12 protein-coding genes and 1 pseudogene are annotated in these 15,382 nt (G+C 61.0%); 4 read left to right on the forward strand and 9 right to left on the reverse strand.

The annotated features are described in order from the left end of the window. Positions 1-321: 321 nt before the first annotated feature. The 5 genes from csaB to G552_RS0111115 form a co-directional block, all read right to left on the reverse strand. Positions 322-1,332 carry a polysaccharide pyruvyl transferase CsaB gene (gene csaB, locus G552_RS0111095; protein WP_027883103.1) on the reverse strand — a complete coding sequence of 337 codons (1,011 nt, stop codon included), beginning with the start codon at positions 1,330-1,332 and terminating at the stop codon, positions 322-324. Positions 1,333-1,378: 46 nt separating this feature from the next. Then, positions 1,379-3,040: a DUF5693 family protein gene (locus tag G552_RS0111100; RefSeq protein WP_425411438.1), complete on the reverse strand. Its 1,662-nt coding sequence runs from the start codon at positions 3,038-3,040 to the stop codon at positions 1,379-1,381. 71 nt (positions 3,041-3,111) lie between these two features. Then, positions 3,112-3,774, reverse strand: coding sequence for a uridine kinase (gene udk / locus G552_RS0111105; RefSeq protein WP_027883105.1), 663 nt, complete (start codon positions 3,772-3,774; stop codon positions 3,112-3,114). Positions 3,775-3,809: 35 nt separating this feature from the next. Further along, complete coding sequence (thrS, locus tag G552_RS0111110) at positions 3,810-5,768, reverse strand: threonine--tRNA ligase (RefSeq protein WP_027883106.1); 1,959 nt, start codon at positions 5,766-5,768, stop codon at positions 3,810-3,812. A 153-nt stretch (positions 5,769-5,921) separates the two neighbouring features. Further along, positions 5,922-7,151 (reverse strand): MFS transporter, encoded by a 1,230-nt coding sequence (locus G552_RS0111115; RefSeq protein ID WP_027883107.1) that lies wholly within the window; start codon positions 7,149-7,151, stop codon positions 5,922-5,924. Between G552_RS0111115 and G552_RS0111120 the strand changes: the two genes are divergently transcribed. Beyond that, complete coding sequence (locus G552_RS0111120) at positions 7,135-8,118, forward strand: tetratricopeptide repeat protein (RefSeq protein WP_245575183.1); 984 nt, start codon at positions 7,135-7,137, stop codon at positions 8,116-8,118. The genes G552_RS0111115 and G552_RS0111120 overlap by 17 nt on opposite strands. A gap of 4 nt (positions 8,119-8,122) precedes the next feature. On the opposite strand, the gene sixA is transcribed toward G552_RS0111120, so the two are convergent. Continuing rightward, positions 8,123-8,596 (reverse strand): phosphohistidine phosphatase SixA, encoded by a 474-nt coding sequence (gene sixA / locus G552_RS0111125; RefSeq protein WP_027883108.1) that lies wholly within the window; start codon positions 8,594-8,596, stop codon positions 8,123-8,125. Between the two features lie 75 nt (positions 8,597-8,671). Here sixA and G552_RS0111130 point away from each other — a divergent pair, with 75 nt between their 5' ends. Beyond that, positions 8,672-10,237 (forward strand): acyl-CoA carboxylase subunit beta, encoded by a 1,566-nt coding sequence (locus G552_RS0111130; RefSeq protein WP_027883109.1) that lies wholly within the window; start codon positions 8,672-8,674, stop codon positions 10,235-10,237. Between the two features lie 105 nt (positions 10,238-10,342). Here G552_RS0111130 and G552_RS0111135 read toward each other — a convergent pair whose 3' ends face one another. After that, a complete protein-coding gene (locus G552_RS0111135; protein ID WP_027883110.1) occupies positions 10,343-10,579 on the reverse strand; it encodes a hypothetical protein in 237 nt (78 codons plus the stop codon). 99 nt (positions 10,580-10,678) lie between these two features. Here G552_RS0111135 and G552_RS0111140 point away from each other — a divergent pair, with 99 nt between their 5' ends. Further along, entirely contained in the window at positions 10,679-12,730 is a 2,052-nt protein-coding gene (locus tag G552_RS0111140) for a (Fe-S)-binding protein (RefSeq protein WP_027883111.1), read from the forward strand. Positions 12,731-12,852: 122 nt separating this feature from the next. After that, entirely contained in the window at positions 12,853-13,995 is a 1,143-nt protein-coding gene (locus G552_RS0111145; protein WP_027883112.1) for an ABC transporter ATP-binding protein, read from the forward strand. Positions 13,996-14,050: 55 nt separating this feature from the next. On the opposite strand, the gene G552_RS0111150 is transcribed toward G552_RS0111145, so the two are convergent. Both G552_RS0111150 and G552_RS16020 read right to left on the reverse strand, forming a co-directional pair. Continuing rightward, positions 14,051-14,992 (reverse strand): carbohydrate kinase family protein, encoded by a 942-nt coding sequence (locus tag G552_RS0111150; RefSeq protein WP_027883113.1) that lies wholly within the window; start codon positions 14,990-14,992, stop codon positions 14,051-14,053. Positions 14,993-15,051: 59 nt separating this feature from the next. Next, positions 15,052-15,382, reverse strand: a pseudogene (locus G552_RS16020) (integrase core domain-containing protein); the annotation flags it as partial.

Here is a 15,382-nt window from a genome sequence, read left to right on the forward strand (position 1 = left end):
AGGTAGCCGACCGCTTGAGACACAAAGATCCCGCCCTAACCCTTCGGATATACCAACACTTACAAGAAGAAGACCGGCGGCAGGCAGCACTGAACCTTGACACCTTATTACACCTACAAAAACAGAGGCTTACCTAAGAAAACTGGAAGTAGCAAAAAATCGAATCTGTCAAAAATACGACCAGGAAAGCAAAACATACAAAAGGCAAAACAGCTAAACATTTACGGATTGGCCTTCTAAGCGGTAGGTCGGGGGTTCGAATCCTCCCGGGCGCGCCAGCCCAGGACGCAAAAAGCCGGGGTTGCAGAGACCCCGGTTTTGTTACCCAGAGGCTGATCCGGTGCTTTTAACCCGTCCCGGCCAGCGGCTGGCCAGAACCCGGTCGAAGCTGTTGCGGGCTCGAGCTTTCATTTCCTCGACCGCCTTCCAGCTGGGTTGTTGCCGGGCCAGAATGGCCGAGGCCAGCAGGTTGGGGTCACCGGGCATGTCCAGACAGACGGCCCCGGCATCCTGGCAGAAACCGGCGACCTTAGGGTCGTAGGCAATGCCAGCAAAGGGCGTTCCGGCTGCCGCAGCCAGGATGGCCCCATGCAACCGTACCGAGACCACATAGCTGGCTTGGGCTAAGAGGTAGCTGACCCGGCGGGGGTCCCAGGCTAGCTCACGGGTGAAGCGGCTAAACCGTTCCAGTACCGGCTCATCGAAGCCGGGCTGCAACCCTAGGATGACCACCTCGTACCCCTCTGCCCGCAGCCGGTCGGCCAGCCTGTGCAGGTTGGCATTGGCCTCCTCCGTGCCGTATTTGGGCACCAGTACCACCATATTGGGCTCGCGTTCTACCGGTGGGGGGGAAAGCAGCAGGGCGGGGTCGGCACCTAGGTGGGCCTCGAGGCCGAGGCGTTGGGCGTAGGTCAGTGAGGTCACGTCGCGGAAGAGGCAAGGTACCCCGCGCAAAGCCCGTTGCACCCGGCGCTCACCCGCACGGCTCAAGGGGCCCAGCGATTGATTGAACACCCAGACCGCGCACCCTCGGCGACGGGCCAGGCCGAGGATGCTCAGGTAGTACCACAGGCTTAGGCTCGAGGTCTTGTCTTGCAACAGCCCTCCTCCGCCTGAGAGCAGCAGGTCCAGGCGGCCTAGGGCCTGCCAGACCGCCAGGGGGTGGCTACGCGAAACGGCCTCTACCCCATAGCGCTGGGCGGTTTCAGTGGGGTTGTGGGAGAAGACTACCGGCTGATGCCCTCGGGCCTTAATCTCCTGCACAATGGCCTCGAGGATGGCTTCGTCGCCTGCGTTTTGAAAGCCGTAATAGCCGCTAACCCCGATGCGCATCCTAGCCCTCCCCGTTCATCTTGGCATGCTGCCGCCTACTATGCGTTTACCTGAGCCACCATTGGCGTAGCCCGCGGATGATCCAAAGCCCTGCCCAGCCCAGGGCCAGCCCGATTAAAAGGCCGTTGACCACCCGAAAGAAGGAGATGCTGAGGGGGGTGTGGTAGTGGGAAAAGGTGTTGAGAATGGAGCCCATCCCCACCGCTACTAGCACCAGCAGGGCGTTTCTAAGCCAGTTGGGCCAGGGCAGCAGTAGGGCGATGGGGGCCAGGGCATGGGCGAAAATTTCTTTGAAGCGGGGCCGTACCATGACATCTTGAAGATAGGCCCGTAGTTGCAGCTCCCAGTCGGGCACCAGGGCGGGGGCCGCATCGTTGCCCCGGCGCAGCAAGGCCAGTCCCAGCACACCCAGCCCCAGTAGGGCCAGGCCCACCTCGCCCAGTTTGAGGGGATGCTGGTAGAGCTGGTTTAGGGCGGTCTTGAAGGCTGCGGGTAGGAAGGAAAGGGCCACCAGCAGAGGGGGGACCAAAAGGGTCAGCGAGACCCCGCGAAAAGGAGCCAGCCCCAGCACGCTTTGGGGCGTGCTTCCCAGGGCAGCCAGGAAGACTGCCCCAGCCAGGGAGTAAAGCACCGCGGCCAGCCACAAGCCTAGGCCACGCCGTTGCCGCTCGAGGAAGCCCAAAGCCGGAAAGACCATGGCAGCCAGCAGCGGCCCGGCCTCGCCTCGAGCCACCCCTAAGGCCAGTAAAACCAGAAACAAAACGACCGGAAGCCCTAGGGGCTGGGGCAGACCCAAGGCCAGCAAACCCAGTCCGGCCCCCACCCCAACCAGCGCAATCCAGCGCAGGGGGGATGGGGAGAAGTCGCGGGGAGTGGGTGGGCCAATGGGTACGCGAGAGCGCTCCAGGTCGTGCTTTAGCAGGCGTAAAAAGCTTTCGGTATCCTCTGGTTGTTTATATGGGCGTAAGTAGAGCAGTTGGTGGCCGCGCTCACGGGCGGCTAGCACGAACTTATCAGCGGTTTCAGCAGGGGAGAGCCGATCCTGCCACTCTGGGCGGATGCTGAAGAGCCGCTTTACCGGGAGGCTTCGGCTGAGCTCGGCAAAGCCGCGCTGGGGGGTGCCCTCGATCCAGGCGATGGGTCGGCCTGCGAGACCCTCGGCCACCCTCTCTAGGTTGTTTTTGTACCCCAGCACATCCAGCCCGGTGAAGATGACCGCATCGGCCTCGGGTGGAATCAGCACGCCATCGTAGCGGCGGTAGGGGTGGTCCAGAGGCCGGGCCGCTAGGTAGAAGCCCTGGGCTTTCAGCTCGCGGGCCAAGGCTAGGTCATAGCCCGCAGGGAAAAACTCCACGTTGACCGGGGTGGCCAGCCAGCTTTGGGTGCCAATCAACACTTTTTCTACGGGGATGTTCCAACGGGCAGGCAGAGCCTCGAGCCACTCCGCCGGGCCGGTGAGGTAGAACCAGCCGGGTTGAATCCGGGCGTTGGGGTAGAGCAGCCCCAGGGTGTTGGCGGGGTGGTAGGTTAGCACCCCTCGATTGACCCAGTTACGCACGGTCTGCTCGTAAAGGGCCACACCGTTGACGCCCAAGGCCCGGTAGGCCTCCATCTGCTCCAGGAAGGTTTTGCCGCTGAAGCGGGCCCGGTCGGCCACCTCCTCGCCGTCCATTAGCAGCACCACTGGCCCCGGGCGCTCGGCCTGCATCCGCGGCCAGAGGGCCGGGAGACTCAAAAGGGTGGCCACCACCACCCCCCAGCGCAGGAAGTGGGCCGCTCTCACCCTCGACCCCCCATCTGGATAGCGTTTTCAGTGGAAACCAGGCTACGCACCCGGGCGCTGAGCATAGCCAGGGCTTCCTGGTTGTGTCCCCCGTGGGGGATGATCACATCGGCATAGCGCTTGGAGGGTTCGACAAAGGAAAGGTGCATCGGGCGCACGTGCTCGAGGTACTGTTTGATCACGCTTTCCACGCTGCGGCCCCGCTCCATCAGGTCGCGCTGCAACCGTCGGATAAAACGCACATCGGCATCGGTATCCACGAAGACTTTGAGGTTCATCAAGGCCCGCAGCCGGGCATCTACCAAGAGCAGAATGCCCTCCAGCACCACCACCGGGGCAGGCCGAACCTCGAGGGTCTGGGGTGCACGGGTGTACTCCTTGAAGGAGTATATCGGCACCGCGACCGGCTGACCGGTCAAAAGCTGCTGGATATGGGCCAGGTAAAGCTCGAGGTCGAAGGCATCGGGGTGGTCGTAGCTGAGCTTTAGGCGCTCTTCAAAAGGTAGATGGGCGTTGTCTTTGTAGTAGTTGTCCATGGGCAGCAAGGCCACGTGCTGAGGCCCCACAGCCCGAACCACCGCTTCGGTAACGGTAGTTTTGCCACTGCCGCTTCCTCCGGCAATGCCAATCACAAAAGGCCGACTCACAAAGCCCATCATACGCCGGCTGGGTGCGGGGGACTACCGGGGTTTCCCTACCGCCGGGCCGCAACCCGCTGGCTCATTTCTTCGATCAAGGCGGCCACGGCTAAGCTGCGCTGAGCCTTTACCTGCCGTTCCCGCACGTTCACCGTACCGGCCTCGGCCTCCTTGTCGCCCACCACCAGGATCAGGGGGATTTTCTGTAGCTCAGCATCGCGGATTTTGGCGTTCATGCGTTCAGAACGGCTATCAATCTCCACCCGCAAGCGGTGCTTGCGCATCTCGGCGGCCACCTTCTGGGCGTACTCTAGATGCCGGTCAGCAATGGGTACCAGCACGGCTTGGATGGGGGAGAGCCACAAGGGGAAGTTGCCTGCGGTGTGCTCGAGGTAGAAGGCGAAGAAGCGGTCAAAGCTGCCCATAATGGCCCGGTGAATCACCACCGGGGTTTCCTTCTGCCCCTTTTCGTTGGTGAACTCCAGGCCAAAGCGCTCTGGTACGATAAAGTCGAGCTGGTTGGTGGCGATGGTTTCTTCCTTTCCCAGCACGCTGCGAATCTGCACGTCGAGCTTGGGGCCATAGAAGGTGGCCTCGCCGATGCCTTCTTCGTAGCGGGCCCCGGTCAGCTCGAGGGCCTTGCGAATAGCGGCGATAGAGTCGCGCCAGTTGTCGTTTTCCTGGCCGAACTTCTCTGGGTTGTTTTCAAAGTCGGGCAAGGAAAGGCGGAACCAGTAGTCGGAGATGCCGAAGTCGCGGTAGACCTCGTCGAAAAGCTGGATGACCTTTATAAACTCCTCGGTGACCTGGGCCCTGGAGCAATAGATGTGGGCATCGTTTTGGGTGAAGCCTCGAGCCCGGGTCAGGCCGGTGAGGGTGCCTGAAAGCTCGAAGCGGTAAACCGTGCCAAACTCGGCCAGGCGCAAGGGCAGCTCGCGGTAGCTGCGGGGCCGGGCCTTATAGATGATGTGGTGATGCGGGCAGTTCATCGGCTTGAGGTAGTACTCCTCTCCCTCAATCTCGATGGGTGCGTACATGTCGTCTTTGTAGTAGGGCAGGTGGCCTGAGGTGTAGTAGAGCCGCGCGTTGGCGATGTGCGGGGTGTAGACGTAGTGGTAGCCGTGCTCCTGCTCCTTCTCGTACATGTAGTTTTCCATCTGGCGCCGGATGAAGGCGCCCCGGGGTAGCCACAAGGGCAGCCCTTTGCCTACCTCCTCGCTGATGGTGAAGAGCTCCAGCTCGGCTCCCAGCCTGCGGTGGTCGCGCTTTTTGGCCTCTTCCTGCTGCCAGAGATAGTGCTCCAGCTCCTCCTTGGTGCGAAAGGCAATGCCATAGATGCGCTGGAGCATGGGGCGCCTGGCGTCGCCTCGCCAGTAGGCACCCGCAATGCTGGTTAGCTTGAAGTGGGGGGGGATGCGGCCCGTGCTGGGCACGTGGGGCCCCCGGCACAGGTCGGTGAAGCCAAAGCGCTCGTCGCCTTGCCTGTAAAAGCTGATCTCTTCGTCTTCCGGCAGGTCTTGGATGAGCTCGGTTTTGTAGGGGTCAACCCCCTCGTAGCGCTGGAGGGCCTCGCTCCTGGGAAGGACGAAACGCTCGAGGGGTAGGTCGGCGGCCAGAATCTGCCGCATCTTTGCCTCGATGGGGGGCAGGTCTTCTTCGTGTAGTGGCTCTGGGGCGTCTATATCGTAGTAAAAGCCGTTTTCGATAACCGGCCCGATGGCCAGCTTGACCTGCTCTGGGGCATAGCCGCGCTCAGCGAAGAGCTCCCGCACCGCCTGGGCCATCACGTGGGCCAGGGTATGGCGGAAAAGTTGGGCGTACTCAGGGTCTTTATCGGTTAGGATGCGCAGCTCGGCCCGCTCGGGCAGGGGTTTGAAAAGGTCGTAGAGCTCGCCGTTGACAATAGCCCCCACTGCTGCTTTGGCCAGACCAGGGCCAATCGCTTTAGCGGCATCGGCAGCGGTGGCACCGGGCTTCAGCTCTAGGGTTCGTCCATCGGGTAGCACAGCTTGCATAGGCACCTCAAACAAAAATTCCCGGCTTTCTGGCCGGGAGAACCTCTAAAACCCATTTAGAGATTCTCCCTGGGCCTATTCGTCTGCCGAGAAGCCATTCCTGCAAAGAGTCTACGCCCCGACGGCAGGCCCGTCAAACCTACAGCAGCGGCTTTAGCGGGCAGGCCCTACCGGTTCCAAAAGCTTTAGCCGACGCCCGGCGTATAAAGCCCAGGCGTAGCAGAGAGCAGCCACGACCATAGGCCCGGTGTAGCCTACCCGGTCGGCTAGCAGGCCCCCTAGCACGGGCGAAAAGGCCAAGAGCCCTACAATGGTGTTGGAAAGGCCAATGTACGAACTGCGGGCATCGGTAGGGGCCAGGTTGACCAGGTAAGTGGCGGTTCCTACCCCAATGGCGGCCAGATAGGCTCCTTGTAAAGCGAACACCACCCAGAAGCTTGAAGGGCTCAGTAAGAGGGCCAGGAGGGGGGCCAGCGCCCCTAGGCCGGCCCCAATCAGGATCAGGCTGCGGGAGCCAAAGCGGCGGGAGAGGCGCGCCCACAGCAGGTTGGAAAGCACCGAGGCCAGGGTGTACACCATCAGGTAGACCCCGATCTCGCCTTTGTGGCCCAGAACCCGCACCGCGTAGGCGGCGTAGAAGGGCTCTACCATGCTGGCTAGGGCCAGCAGGATGCGCACCCGTAGGAAGCGACGGAAATAGAAATCGCGAAAGGGTAGGCTTAGCGAGATGCGCTCGCGGCGCACTTCTTTGTCGGGCGGTTCGTGGATTTGGCCGAAGATATGCCAGCCATAAGCAAACACCAGGGTGCCCAGGGTGAAGAGCAGGGCGTAGGGGTAGGGAAAGGGCAGCGGGAGCTCGAGGATGTAGCGTACCAAAAAGCCCGCCAGGAAAGCCAGCGCCCCTCCGACCAGGTTACGCATGGCGAAAAGCCCACTGCGGCGCTCCATGGGAATGGTTTTGGCAATAGTCTCCCAGAAGGGCAGGCTGGAGAACCCGGTGAAAAAACCATTGAGCCCCAGCCCAAGAGCGAAGACCCACAGCAATAGGTCGGGGTGCTGGCCCAGCACAAAGCCGCCCAGGGCCACCAGGGCTAGGCTAGCTACCCGCAGCAGGGCCATCCGGCGGTAGAGCGTTACCTTGACTGGCAGTCGGGCCACGTAGGCGGCCAGGAAAACCTGAGGCACCATCGAGCCTGCATTGAGCAAGGAGGGCAAAAGCCCAATCATCCAGTTGGCTGCCCCGAGCTTGGCGGCAAAGGAGGCCAGGACGATGGAACCGTTGAAAAAGGCATCGCCCAACAGCACGAACCAACCATTGAGCATTGCAAAACGGTAGTTGCGGTCTTTTAGGTCTAGAATACCGGGCGTGTCGGTTTTGCTCATCCCTACGCTGGGCCCCTTTCACATTCTGCACCCGCGCTACAACGGGGCGACCATAGTGGAGCTGGTTCGACTCTACCAGCCCCATAGAATAGGCCTGGCTTCGTATAGCTCTGAGGAGTTGGCCGCGGGAAGCTGGCGCGACCAACACGATATCCCATTGTTCCACGTTTTGCCCTGGGCTGAAAGGGCCAAAGTGCCGGTGGAGGCCCTGGATGCCCAGGCTTACCTTAAAGTTCAGGCTGAGCAGTTTCGCGAGGCCCTGGGCCAGTACCCCAAGGGCCAGCAGATTCTGGCTCAGGCAGCGCACCTAGAGGAAGGCCTGCGGGAACTACTCTGCCGCCCCCATACCCCTGCCGACTTCACCCAGGCCCCGTTGATTGAGGCTTTGCGAGTTTACCATCGGGAGTACGAGCGGTTTTTCGGCGAGGGGCCAGCCACCGGTTTCCGGCAGAGGCGTATGCAGCAGGTGGCCGAGCGCCTAGGGAGCAGCCAAGGGCGCTGGGCGGTGTTGGTGGACCTGCTCGATTACCCATTGCTTCTGGAAAGCCTACCGCAGGGGGTTTGCCAGCTACCCCAGGATCACCCCCCTACTGAGCTCGAGCGCCAGCGCAGCATTCTAGACCGGGCCTGGCAGCTTCACGAGGCCGACGACTGGGCGGTGTTGCTCCAGCAGCTAGGAAAGGTGGAAAGCCCCGAGGCCTTGTACTGCGCGGCCCAGATTTACCTGGCCGCGGGCCAGCCGGAAGACGCTTTTGCCTTGCTGGAAGAGTTAGTCCACAGCGATTTTCAATACCCTGAATATCTACCGGGCTATACCCTGGCCCGCTATGGACAGCTTGCCGACTTGTTGGGCCAGCGGGAGAAGGCCCTGCGGGCCTACCGGGCGGTGCTGGGGCTTTCCTGGGCCCCGCAGGAGGCTCGGGAGATGGCCCTGGCTGGTCAGCGCACCCCGTTTCGGCTGGGCTGAGGGTTTATTCGCCCAGGTGGCGTAGAAGCTTGGGCGACCAGAAGCCTAAAAGCTGCATCTGGCCGGGGTGGGGAGAGCCTTGGAGCAGGGCCACCCCTCCTTTTTTGAAGGGGAAGCTCGAGGCCTCTTTCTGCCCGGTCAGTAGCCAGGCGCATAGCTGGCCCAACCAGGGTTCGTGGCCCACCAAAGCCACGGTTTCACCGTAGAGCTCCTGCAAGAGTTCGGGGCCAGGTTCGGTGGCCAGGTGTGGGGTCACCTGGCTTTTCCCCTCGAGCAGACCCACCAGCAGATCGGCGGTCTGGACTGCGCGGAGCAGGGGGCTGTGGTAGAGATGATCAAAGGTCACGCCCAGCCGCTTTAGCCCCCGCACCACCCCTTTGAAGCGCGCAATGCCCTCGGCTGAGAGCGCTCGGGCTGCGTCGGGCTGGTCCGGCTGGGCCTCCTCGGCGATGGCGTGGCGGATCAGGTAGAGTTTCATGGTCGTGCTTGCTTGGCACGGTCATCATACCGCAGGCGGGGTTGCCCTGGCTTCCATTGGTAAGATACGGACGTTATGGCAGACAACACCCGTGCTTTGATGGAAGAGCTCCTGGCCGAGATGGAGGAGCGACGCAAGCGCATCCTGGCTGGGGGGGGGCCAGAGCGGGTTAAGAAGCAGCACGAATCGGGCAAGATGACCGCCCGTGAACGCATCAATTACCTGCTCGATGAAGGTAGTTTTGTTGAGTTGCAGCCTTTTGCCGAGCATCCCGAGAGTGAGCTAATGCGCGGTGTGCACGCCCCAGCCGACGGGGTGGTCACCGGCTATGGGCAGATTAACGGGCGTCTGGTTTTCGTCTTCAGCCAGGACTTTACCGTGTTGGGTGGCAGCCTGGGCAAGACCCACGGGCAGAAGATCGCCCGGCTAATGGACATGGCAGCCAAGGTGGGGGCCCCGATTATCGGCCTCAACGATTCGGCAGGGGCCCGCATCCAGGAAGGGGTAGACAGCCTTTCTGGTTATGGTGAGGTCTTCTACCGCAACGCCATCTACTCTGGGGTGGTGCCGCAGATATCGGCTATCCTGGGGCCCTGTGCAGGTGGGGCGGTGTACAGTCCGGCCATCACCGACTTTGTGCTGATGAGCAAGGGGATCAGCTACATGTTCATTACCGGGCCCGAGGTGATCAAGAGCGTAACCCGCGAAGAGGTGAGCTTCGAGGAGCTGGGTGGTTCTGCCGTGCACACCACCAAGTCGGGGGTGGCCCACCTCGAGTGCGAGGGTGATCAGGGCGTCTTGGACACCATCAAAAAACTACTCACCTACCTGCCGCAGAACGCCCGCGAAACCCCGCCCCCCAGGCCCACCCAGGACCCCAAGAGCCGCAAAACCCCCGAGCTATTAGAGCTGGTACACCCCGACCCCCGTCGGCCCTACAGCATGCACCAGATTATCCAGACCATTGTGGACGATGGTGAGTTTTTAGAGCTTCAGCCCAACTTTGCCAAGAATATCCTGATCGGGTTTGCCCACCTAGGGGGGCAGAGCGTAGGTATTGTGGCCAACAACCCTCGCTTCATGGCTGGGGCGCTGGACATCAACGCCTCTGATAAGGCCGCCCGCTTCATCCGCACCTGCGATAGCTTCAACATCCCCATTCTTACCCTGGTGGATGTGACCGGTTTTCTACCAGGGGTGGCCCAGGAGCACCAAGGCATCATCCGCCACGGGGCCAAGATGCTCTACGCCTATGCCGAGGCCACCGTACCCAAAATCACCCTGATAACCCGCAAGAGCTATGGGGGTGCCTATCTGGCTATGAACTCGCGCGATATGGGAGCCGATGTCGTGCTAGCCTGGCCTACCGGGGCAGTGGCGGTGATGGGGGCCGAGGGAGCGGCCAACATCATTTATCGCAAGGAAATCCAGTCCTCGCCTGACCCTGTGGCCACCCGCCAGGCTAAGATTGCTGAGTATAAAAAGGCTTTCGACAACCCCTATGTGGCGGCTAGTCGCGGTTATATTGACGACGTGATTGATCCCAGCGAGACCCGCTACCTGCTCATCCGCCACTTTGCGATGCTGGCCCACAAGCAGGAGGAGCGTCCCTATAAGAAGCACGGGAACATTCCCTTGTGATACCCGCCACCCTGGCGGTGTCTGAAGGGGAGCCCTGGTAAGACCACATCCCCTGGCTTGAGGATGAAGAGAAGGCTGTGGTCGGTATCCGGGCTACCTGCCGGTTTAGCGCTGTACTAGGCGCACAATAGCCAGCAACCCCAGGCTTTGCAAAAGAGGGAAGGCCATCAGGGTAAAAGCACCGGGCCAAAGGGCGAAGAGGGCGATGGGGACTACGGTAGCCAAAAGGCTAATCCACATCAGTTCGCCCCGGCCCCGCTGCCTGAGCAGGCGATAGACGATGTAGTTGTTGATCAGGGCGAAGAGCAAAAGCAGAATCCAAGCCAGCACAAAAGTATTCATCGGCTTGATTCTACGCCACCTATCTTTTGGGCTTGAAGGAAGCCGGGTCAACCGATAAACTTGTACCCAGTTCAACTTTTTGTTTTGATGGGAGACCCTATGCTCACTATCCCGGAAAAAATCGCCTTCCTCCTCCTGCTTTTGGCCTCTTTTTACTTTGGTGGGGGTGCGCTTTACCGCGTTTACCGGGCCATCCGCCGGGGCCAGCCAGAAGACCGTTTTGACCGGCTTCCAGCCCGATTGGGTCGGGCTTTGTGGCAGACCCTGACCATGCAGACCGTCTTCAAAAAGCGGCCTTGGGTCAGCCTGCTGCACGCGTTTGTGTTCTACGGCTTCGTTTTTTACCTGAGCGTGAACCTGGTGGACGTCTTGGAAGGGTTTTTCCCCTTCAAGGCACGGGGAGGCTTCTGGAACGGCTATAACCTGGTGGCCGACCTACTCACCGCCCTTATCCTGTTGGGGATTGTGGGCCTGATGATTCGGCGTTTTTCTGCCCTGGGCCGCAAGACTTTTAGCTGGAACGAAAAGACCCCCCTGCATGAAAAGGTACGCCAAGGGATTCCGCGCGACTCGGCCATTGTAGCTGGGTTCATCTTTTTCCACGTGGGTAGCCGCCTGCTGCATAAAGCTGCCCAGGCTGCCAACCTCGAGCACGGCCCCGACCCCTACCAGCCGGTGGCCTGGTGGGCCTCGGCTTTGTTCATGGGGGTGGATGTGGATCAAATCGTGATCCTCGAGCACCTCTTCTGGTGGTTTGCCCTGGGCTCTATCCTGCTCTTTATCCCCTACTTTGCCCGCTCTAAGCACATCCACCTGTTTCTCGCCCCGCTCAACCTGGCCTTCAAGAAAGAGAAGCCGGGGGCGCTCACACCCATTGCCCCAGATTTCGAGGCCCTGGAGAAAATGGAGAAGTTTGGGGTGGCCCGGCTGGAAGACTTCACCTGGCCCCGTCTTTTAGACGCCTATAGCTGCATCATGTGCAACCGCTGCCAGGAGGTCTGCCCAGCCTACACCACCGGCAAAGCCCTTTCGCCCTCGGCCATCCTTATCAACGAGCGCTACGAGCTAAACCGCATCCTGCCGGATTTCGCTGCTGGGAGGGAAAGCCCTCGCCCGCTTTTGGCGTTTGCCCTCAACAGCGAGAGCCTCTGGGCCTGTACCACCTGCAATGCCTGTGTGGAGGTTTGCCCGGTGGGCAACGAGCCGATGCTGCACATCCTGGATGTGCGGCGCGAACAGGTGATGATGCAAGGGGTCTTCCCCGCCCAACTCAACAATGCCTTCAAGGGTATGGAGCGCAACGGCAACCCCTGGAACCTGGGGGCCGACAAGCGCCTGGCCTGGGCCGAGGGACTGGGCTTCGAGGTGCCCACCGTGGAGCAGAACCCCGAAGCCGAGGTGCTCTACTGGGTGGGCTGTGCCCCGGCCTACGACCCCCGGGCCCAGAAGACCGCCCGGGCCTTTGCGGAAATTTTGCAGGCTTCCGGTCTCCGCTGGGCCGTTTTGGGCAAACGGGAAAAATGCACCGGTGATGCAGCGCGGCGTGCGGGAAACGAGTTCTTATTCATGCAGCTTGCTGCCGAAAACGTAGAAACCCTAAATGCAGCTATGCAGGCGCGGCCTAAGACCATTGTGACCACCTGTCCGCACTGCTTTCACACTTTGGCCAACGAGTACAAGGATTTTGGCGGCCACTACCAGGTCAAGCACCATACCGAGTTCATCGCGGAGCTAATCGGGGCACGGAAACTTGAGCTTCTGCCGATGAAGGGTGAGGTCACCTACCACGACCCTTGCTATCTGGGGCGGCACAACGGGGTATTCGCTCCTCCTCGAGCGGTTCTTCAGGCGGCCGGCCTAAAGCTGCACGAGCCTGTCCGCCACGGCCCTAATAGCTTCTGCTGCGGTGCCGGTGGAGCCCAGTTTTGGAAGGAGGAGGAGCCGGGCCAGGAACGGGTTTCCACCAACCGCTACCGCGAGCTCAAAGGGACGGGGGCTTCTACCATTGCGGTAGGCTGCCCCTTCTGCATGCAGATGATGAACCTTGAGACGGCCCAAGAACCCGAGGGCCAGGCCCCGCAGGTGTTGGATATCTCCGAGCTGGTGGTGCAGAACCTCAAACGCAGACCCTCTGATGCGGCTGCCGACTGAGCCCCTATTGAAGCCTTAAGGGGCTATGAGTAGACTGGGCCTGTACCGCCATACTCCCCGATGGGCTCGCCCAGGCGAGGTCTCACAGCGTGGGGGTCGGTACGGATACAGTGGAGGCCAAGATGGCTAAAATTCGGTTGGAACACGTGTACAAGCGCTTCGGCAAGGTCACGGCGGTTAAGGATTTCAACCTCGAGACCGAGGACGGTGAGTTTGTGGTCTTCGTGGGGCCCTCGGGCTGCGGCAAGACCACCACCTTGCGCATGATCGCCGGTCTGGAAGATATTAGTGAGGGCAAGCTCTATATCGGCGACCGTCTGGTCAACGATGTCCCCCCCAAAGACCGGGACATCGCCATGGTCTTTCAAAACTACGCCCTTTACCCCCACATGAACGTCTACGAGAACATGGCCTTTGGCCTGCGCCTGCGCCGGGTGCCCAAAGACGAGATCGATCGCCGGGTCAAGGAGGCAGCCCGCATCATCAAGATCGATCACCTGCTGCACCGCAAGCCCCGCGAGCTATCGGGCGGGCAGCGCCAGCGGGTGGCCATGGGTCGGGCCATCGTGCGTGAGCCTAAGGTCTTCCTCTTCGACGAGCCCCTTTCCAACCTCGACGCTAAGCTGCGGGTGGAGATGCGGGCCGAAATTGCCAAGCTGCAGCGCCGCCTGGGGGTTACCACCGTCTATGTCACCCACGACCAGGTTGAGGCCATGACCTTGGGCCAGCGCATCGTAGTGATGAAGGATGGCGAGGTTTTGCAGGTCGACACCCCCCTGAACCTCTACGACTTCCCCGAAACCAAGTTCGTGGCTGGTTTCATCGGCTCACCCTCCATGAACTTTCTGCGCTCGAGGGTGCAGGTGGAGGGGGGGCAGGCCTACTTTGTGGGCGATGGCTTCAAGGTCAAGGCCAACCCCATCCTGGGCGAGAGCCTGATGCCCTACAACGGCAAAGAGGTCTGGATGGGTATCCGCCCTGAGCACATCGGTCTTAGGGGCTGGACCACCATTCCCGAGGGGGACAACCTGGTCAAGGGCCAGGTGGAGGTGGTGGAGCCTCTAGGGGCCGATACCGAGGTGCACGTGGATGTGGGGGGGCATATGCTTACCGCCAAAGTGGATGGCCACGCGGTAGTGCTACCGGGCGATACGGTCGAGCTGCTGGTAGACACCGGCAAGCTCCACGCCTTTGAGGTGGACGGGCACGAGAAAGCCATCGGGCACGCCATGGCCCGGGATAGCCGCACCGCGGCCCGGGTTTAGCTCTACCCCTGGCGCAACCCCGGTCGGAAGGCCGGGGTTATTCTGGTTTTGCCCGCTAGCCAAAACGCTCCCACCAGGCCTGCAGGGCTGGTTCGGGGGGATGGGCACCGTCGGTAGTGCAGGTAATGGCGGCTAGATGGGAGGAAGAGGCCAGAATGACCGGGAGCTGAGTGCCGTTCCAGGCGAGTAAATCTACCCTCGAGCCGATCTCCTGCTTCAGGAGGCCGTAGATTAGCCCTGCGGTAAAGGCGTCGCCGGCCCCAATGGTGTCTACCACGTTCACCTTAACTGCTGGCACCCGCACCATACGGGTACGGAAGGCTGCCATAGCTCCAAGAGCCCCCAGGGTGAGTACGGTGATCGGTGCGCCCAGCTCCACCAAGCGCTCGAGGAGGGTCTGAGGGTCGCTGCCTGCGTTGGGGAATAGGAGCCGGGCGTCATCCAGGCTGGCTTTAAAAACGGAAATATAGGGCATATAGCGCCAGAGCTGTTCCCAGTAGGCCTCGTTGGGTGGAGTGTGCAGATTGGGGTCGAAGCTGACCAGCACATCGTGTTCCCGGGCGATTTCCAGCAAGTCTTGGATCCCAGCCGTATTGCGTGGTTCAAAGGCCGAATAAGAGCCGAAGTGGAACCAGCGAGCCCGGGCCATTGCCGCGCTGTCGGGGTTAAAGCGCGTATCGCCAAAGCAGCGGTAAAAGGAAAACCGCGCCTCGCCTTCGGCGTTTAACTCAGCTAAACTTAGGGGGGTAGTCACGCCGGGCAGCTGTTGAATAAAGCGGGTCTCAATTTTGCGTTCGGCAATGCGTGCCAGCGCCCACTGGCCCAGGAAGTCCTGGCCTACTTCCCCCACAAAGCGGGTGGGAACCCCAACCTTAGCCAGTATGGAGGCGGTATTCAGGGCTGAACCCCCTAGAACACCTGTATAGGCTAGGGCGGAGCCAGAGGCCTGGTTCCGACCGATTAGGTCTATCAAGATTTCCCCTGTAAGGACAACCATAAACCCTTCAATAATCTAAGAAACTGTTGTAAAAGTCCGCAATACTGGAAGGGTGATGCCTACACGTAGATTTTACCCCAGCGACCTCTCGGACGCAGAGTGGTGTAATCGGTCAACACATGTGAGACTGGGGAACCGACTCCTCCTGCATCTTAGCTAAATACTCCAAGGGAGCAAGACCCCCCAGGGCCATGTGAGGCCTTCGGCGGTTGTAGTGGTCCAGGTAGGCATCCAGCTCTGCCTGTAGCTCGCTGAGCCGGGGGGGCAGAGGCCGGGTATAGAGCTCCTCCCTAAAGGTCCGTTGCACCCGCTCCACGTGACCATTGAGTTTAGGACTCCTCGGCGGCAGCACAAACAAGGCAATCCCCAGAGCACAGCAGGCCTCCTCAA

This window comes from Meiothermus rufus DSM 22234 (assembly GCF_000423425.1).
GTDB lineage: Bacteria > Deinococcota > Deinococci > Deinococcales > Thermaceae > Meiothermus > Meiothermus rufus.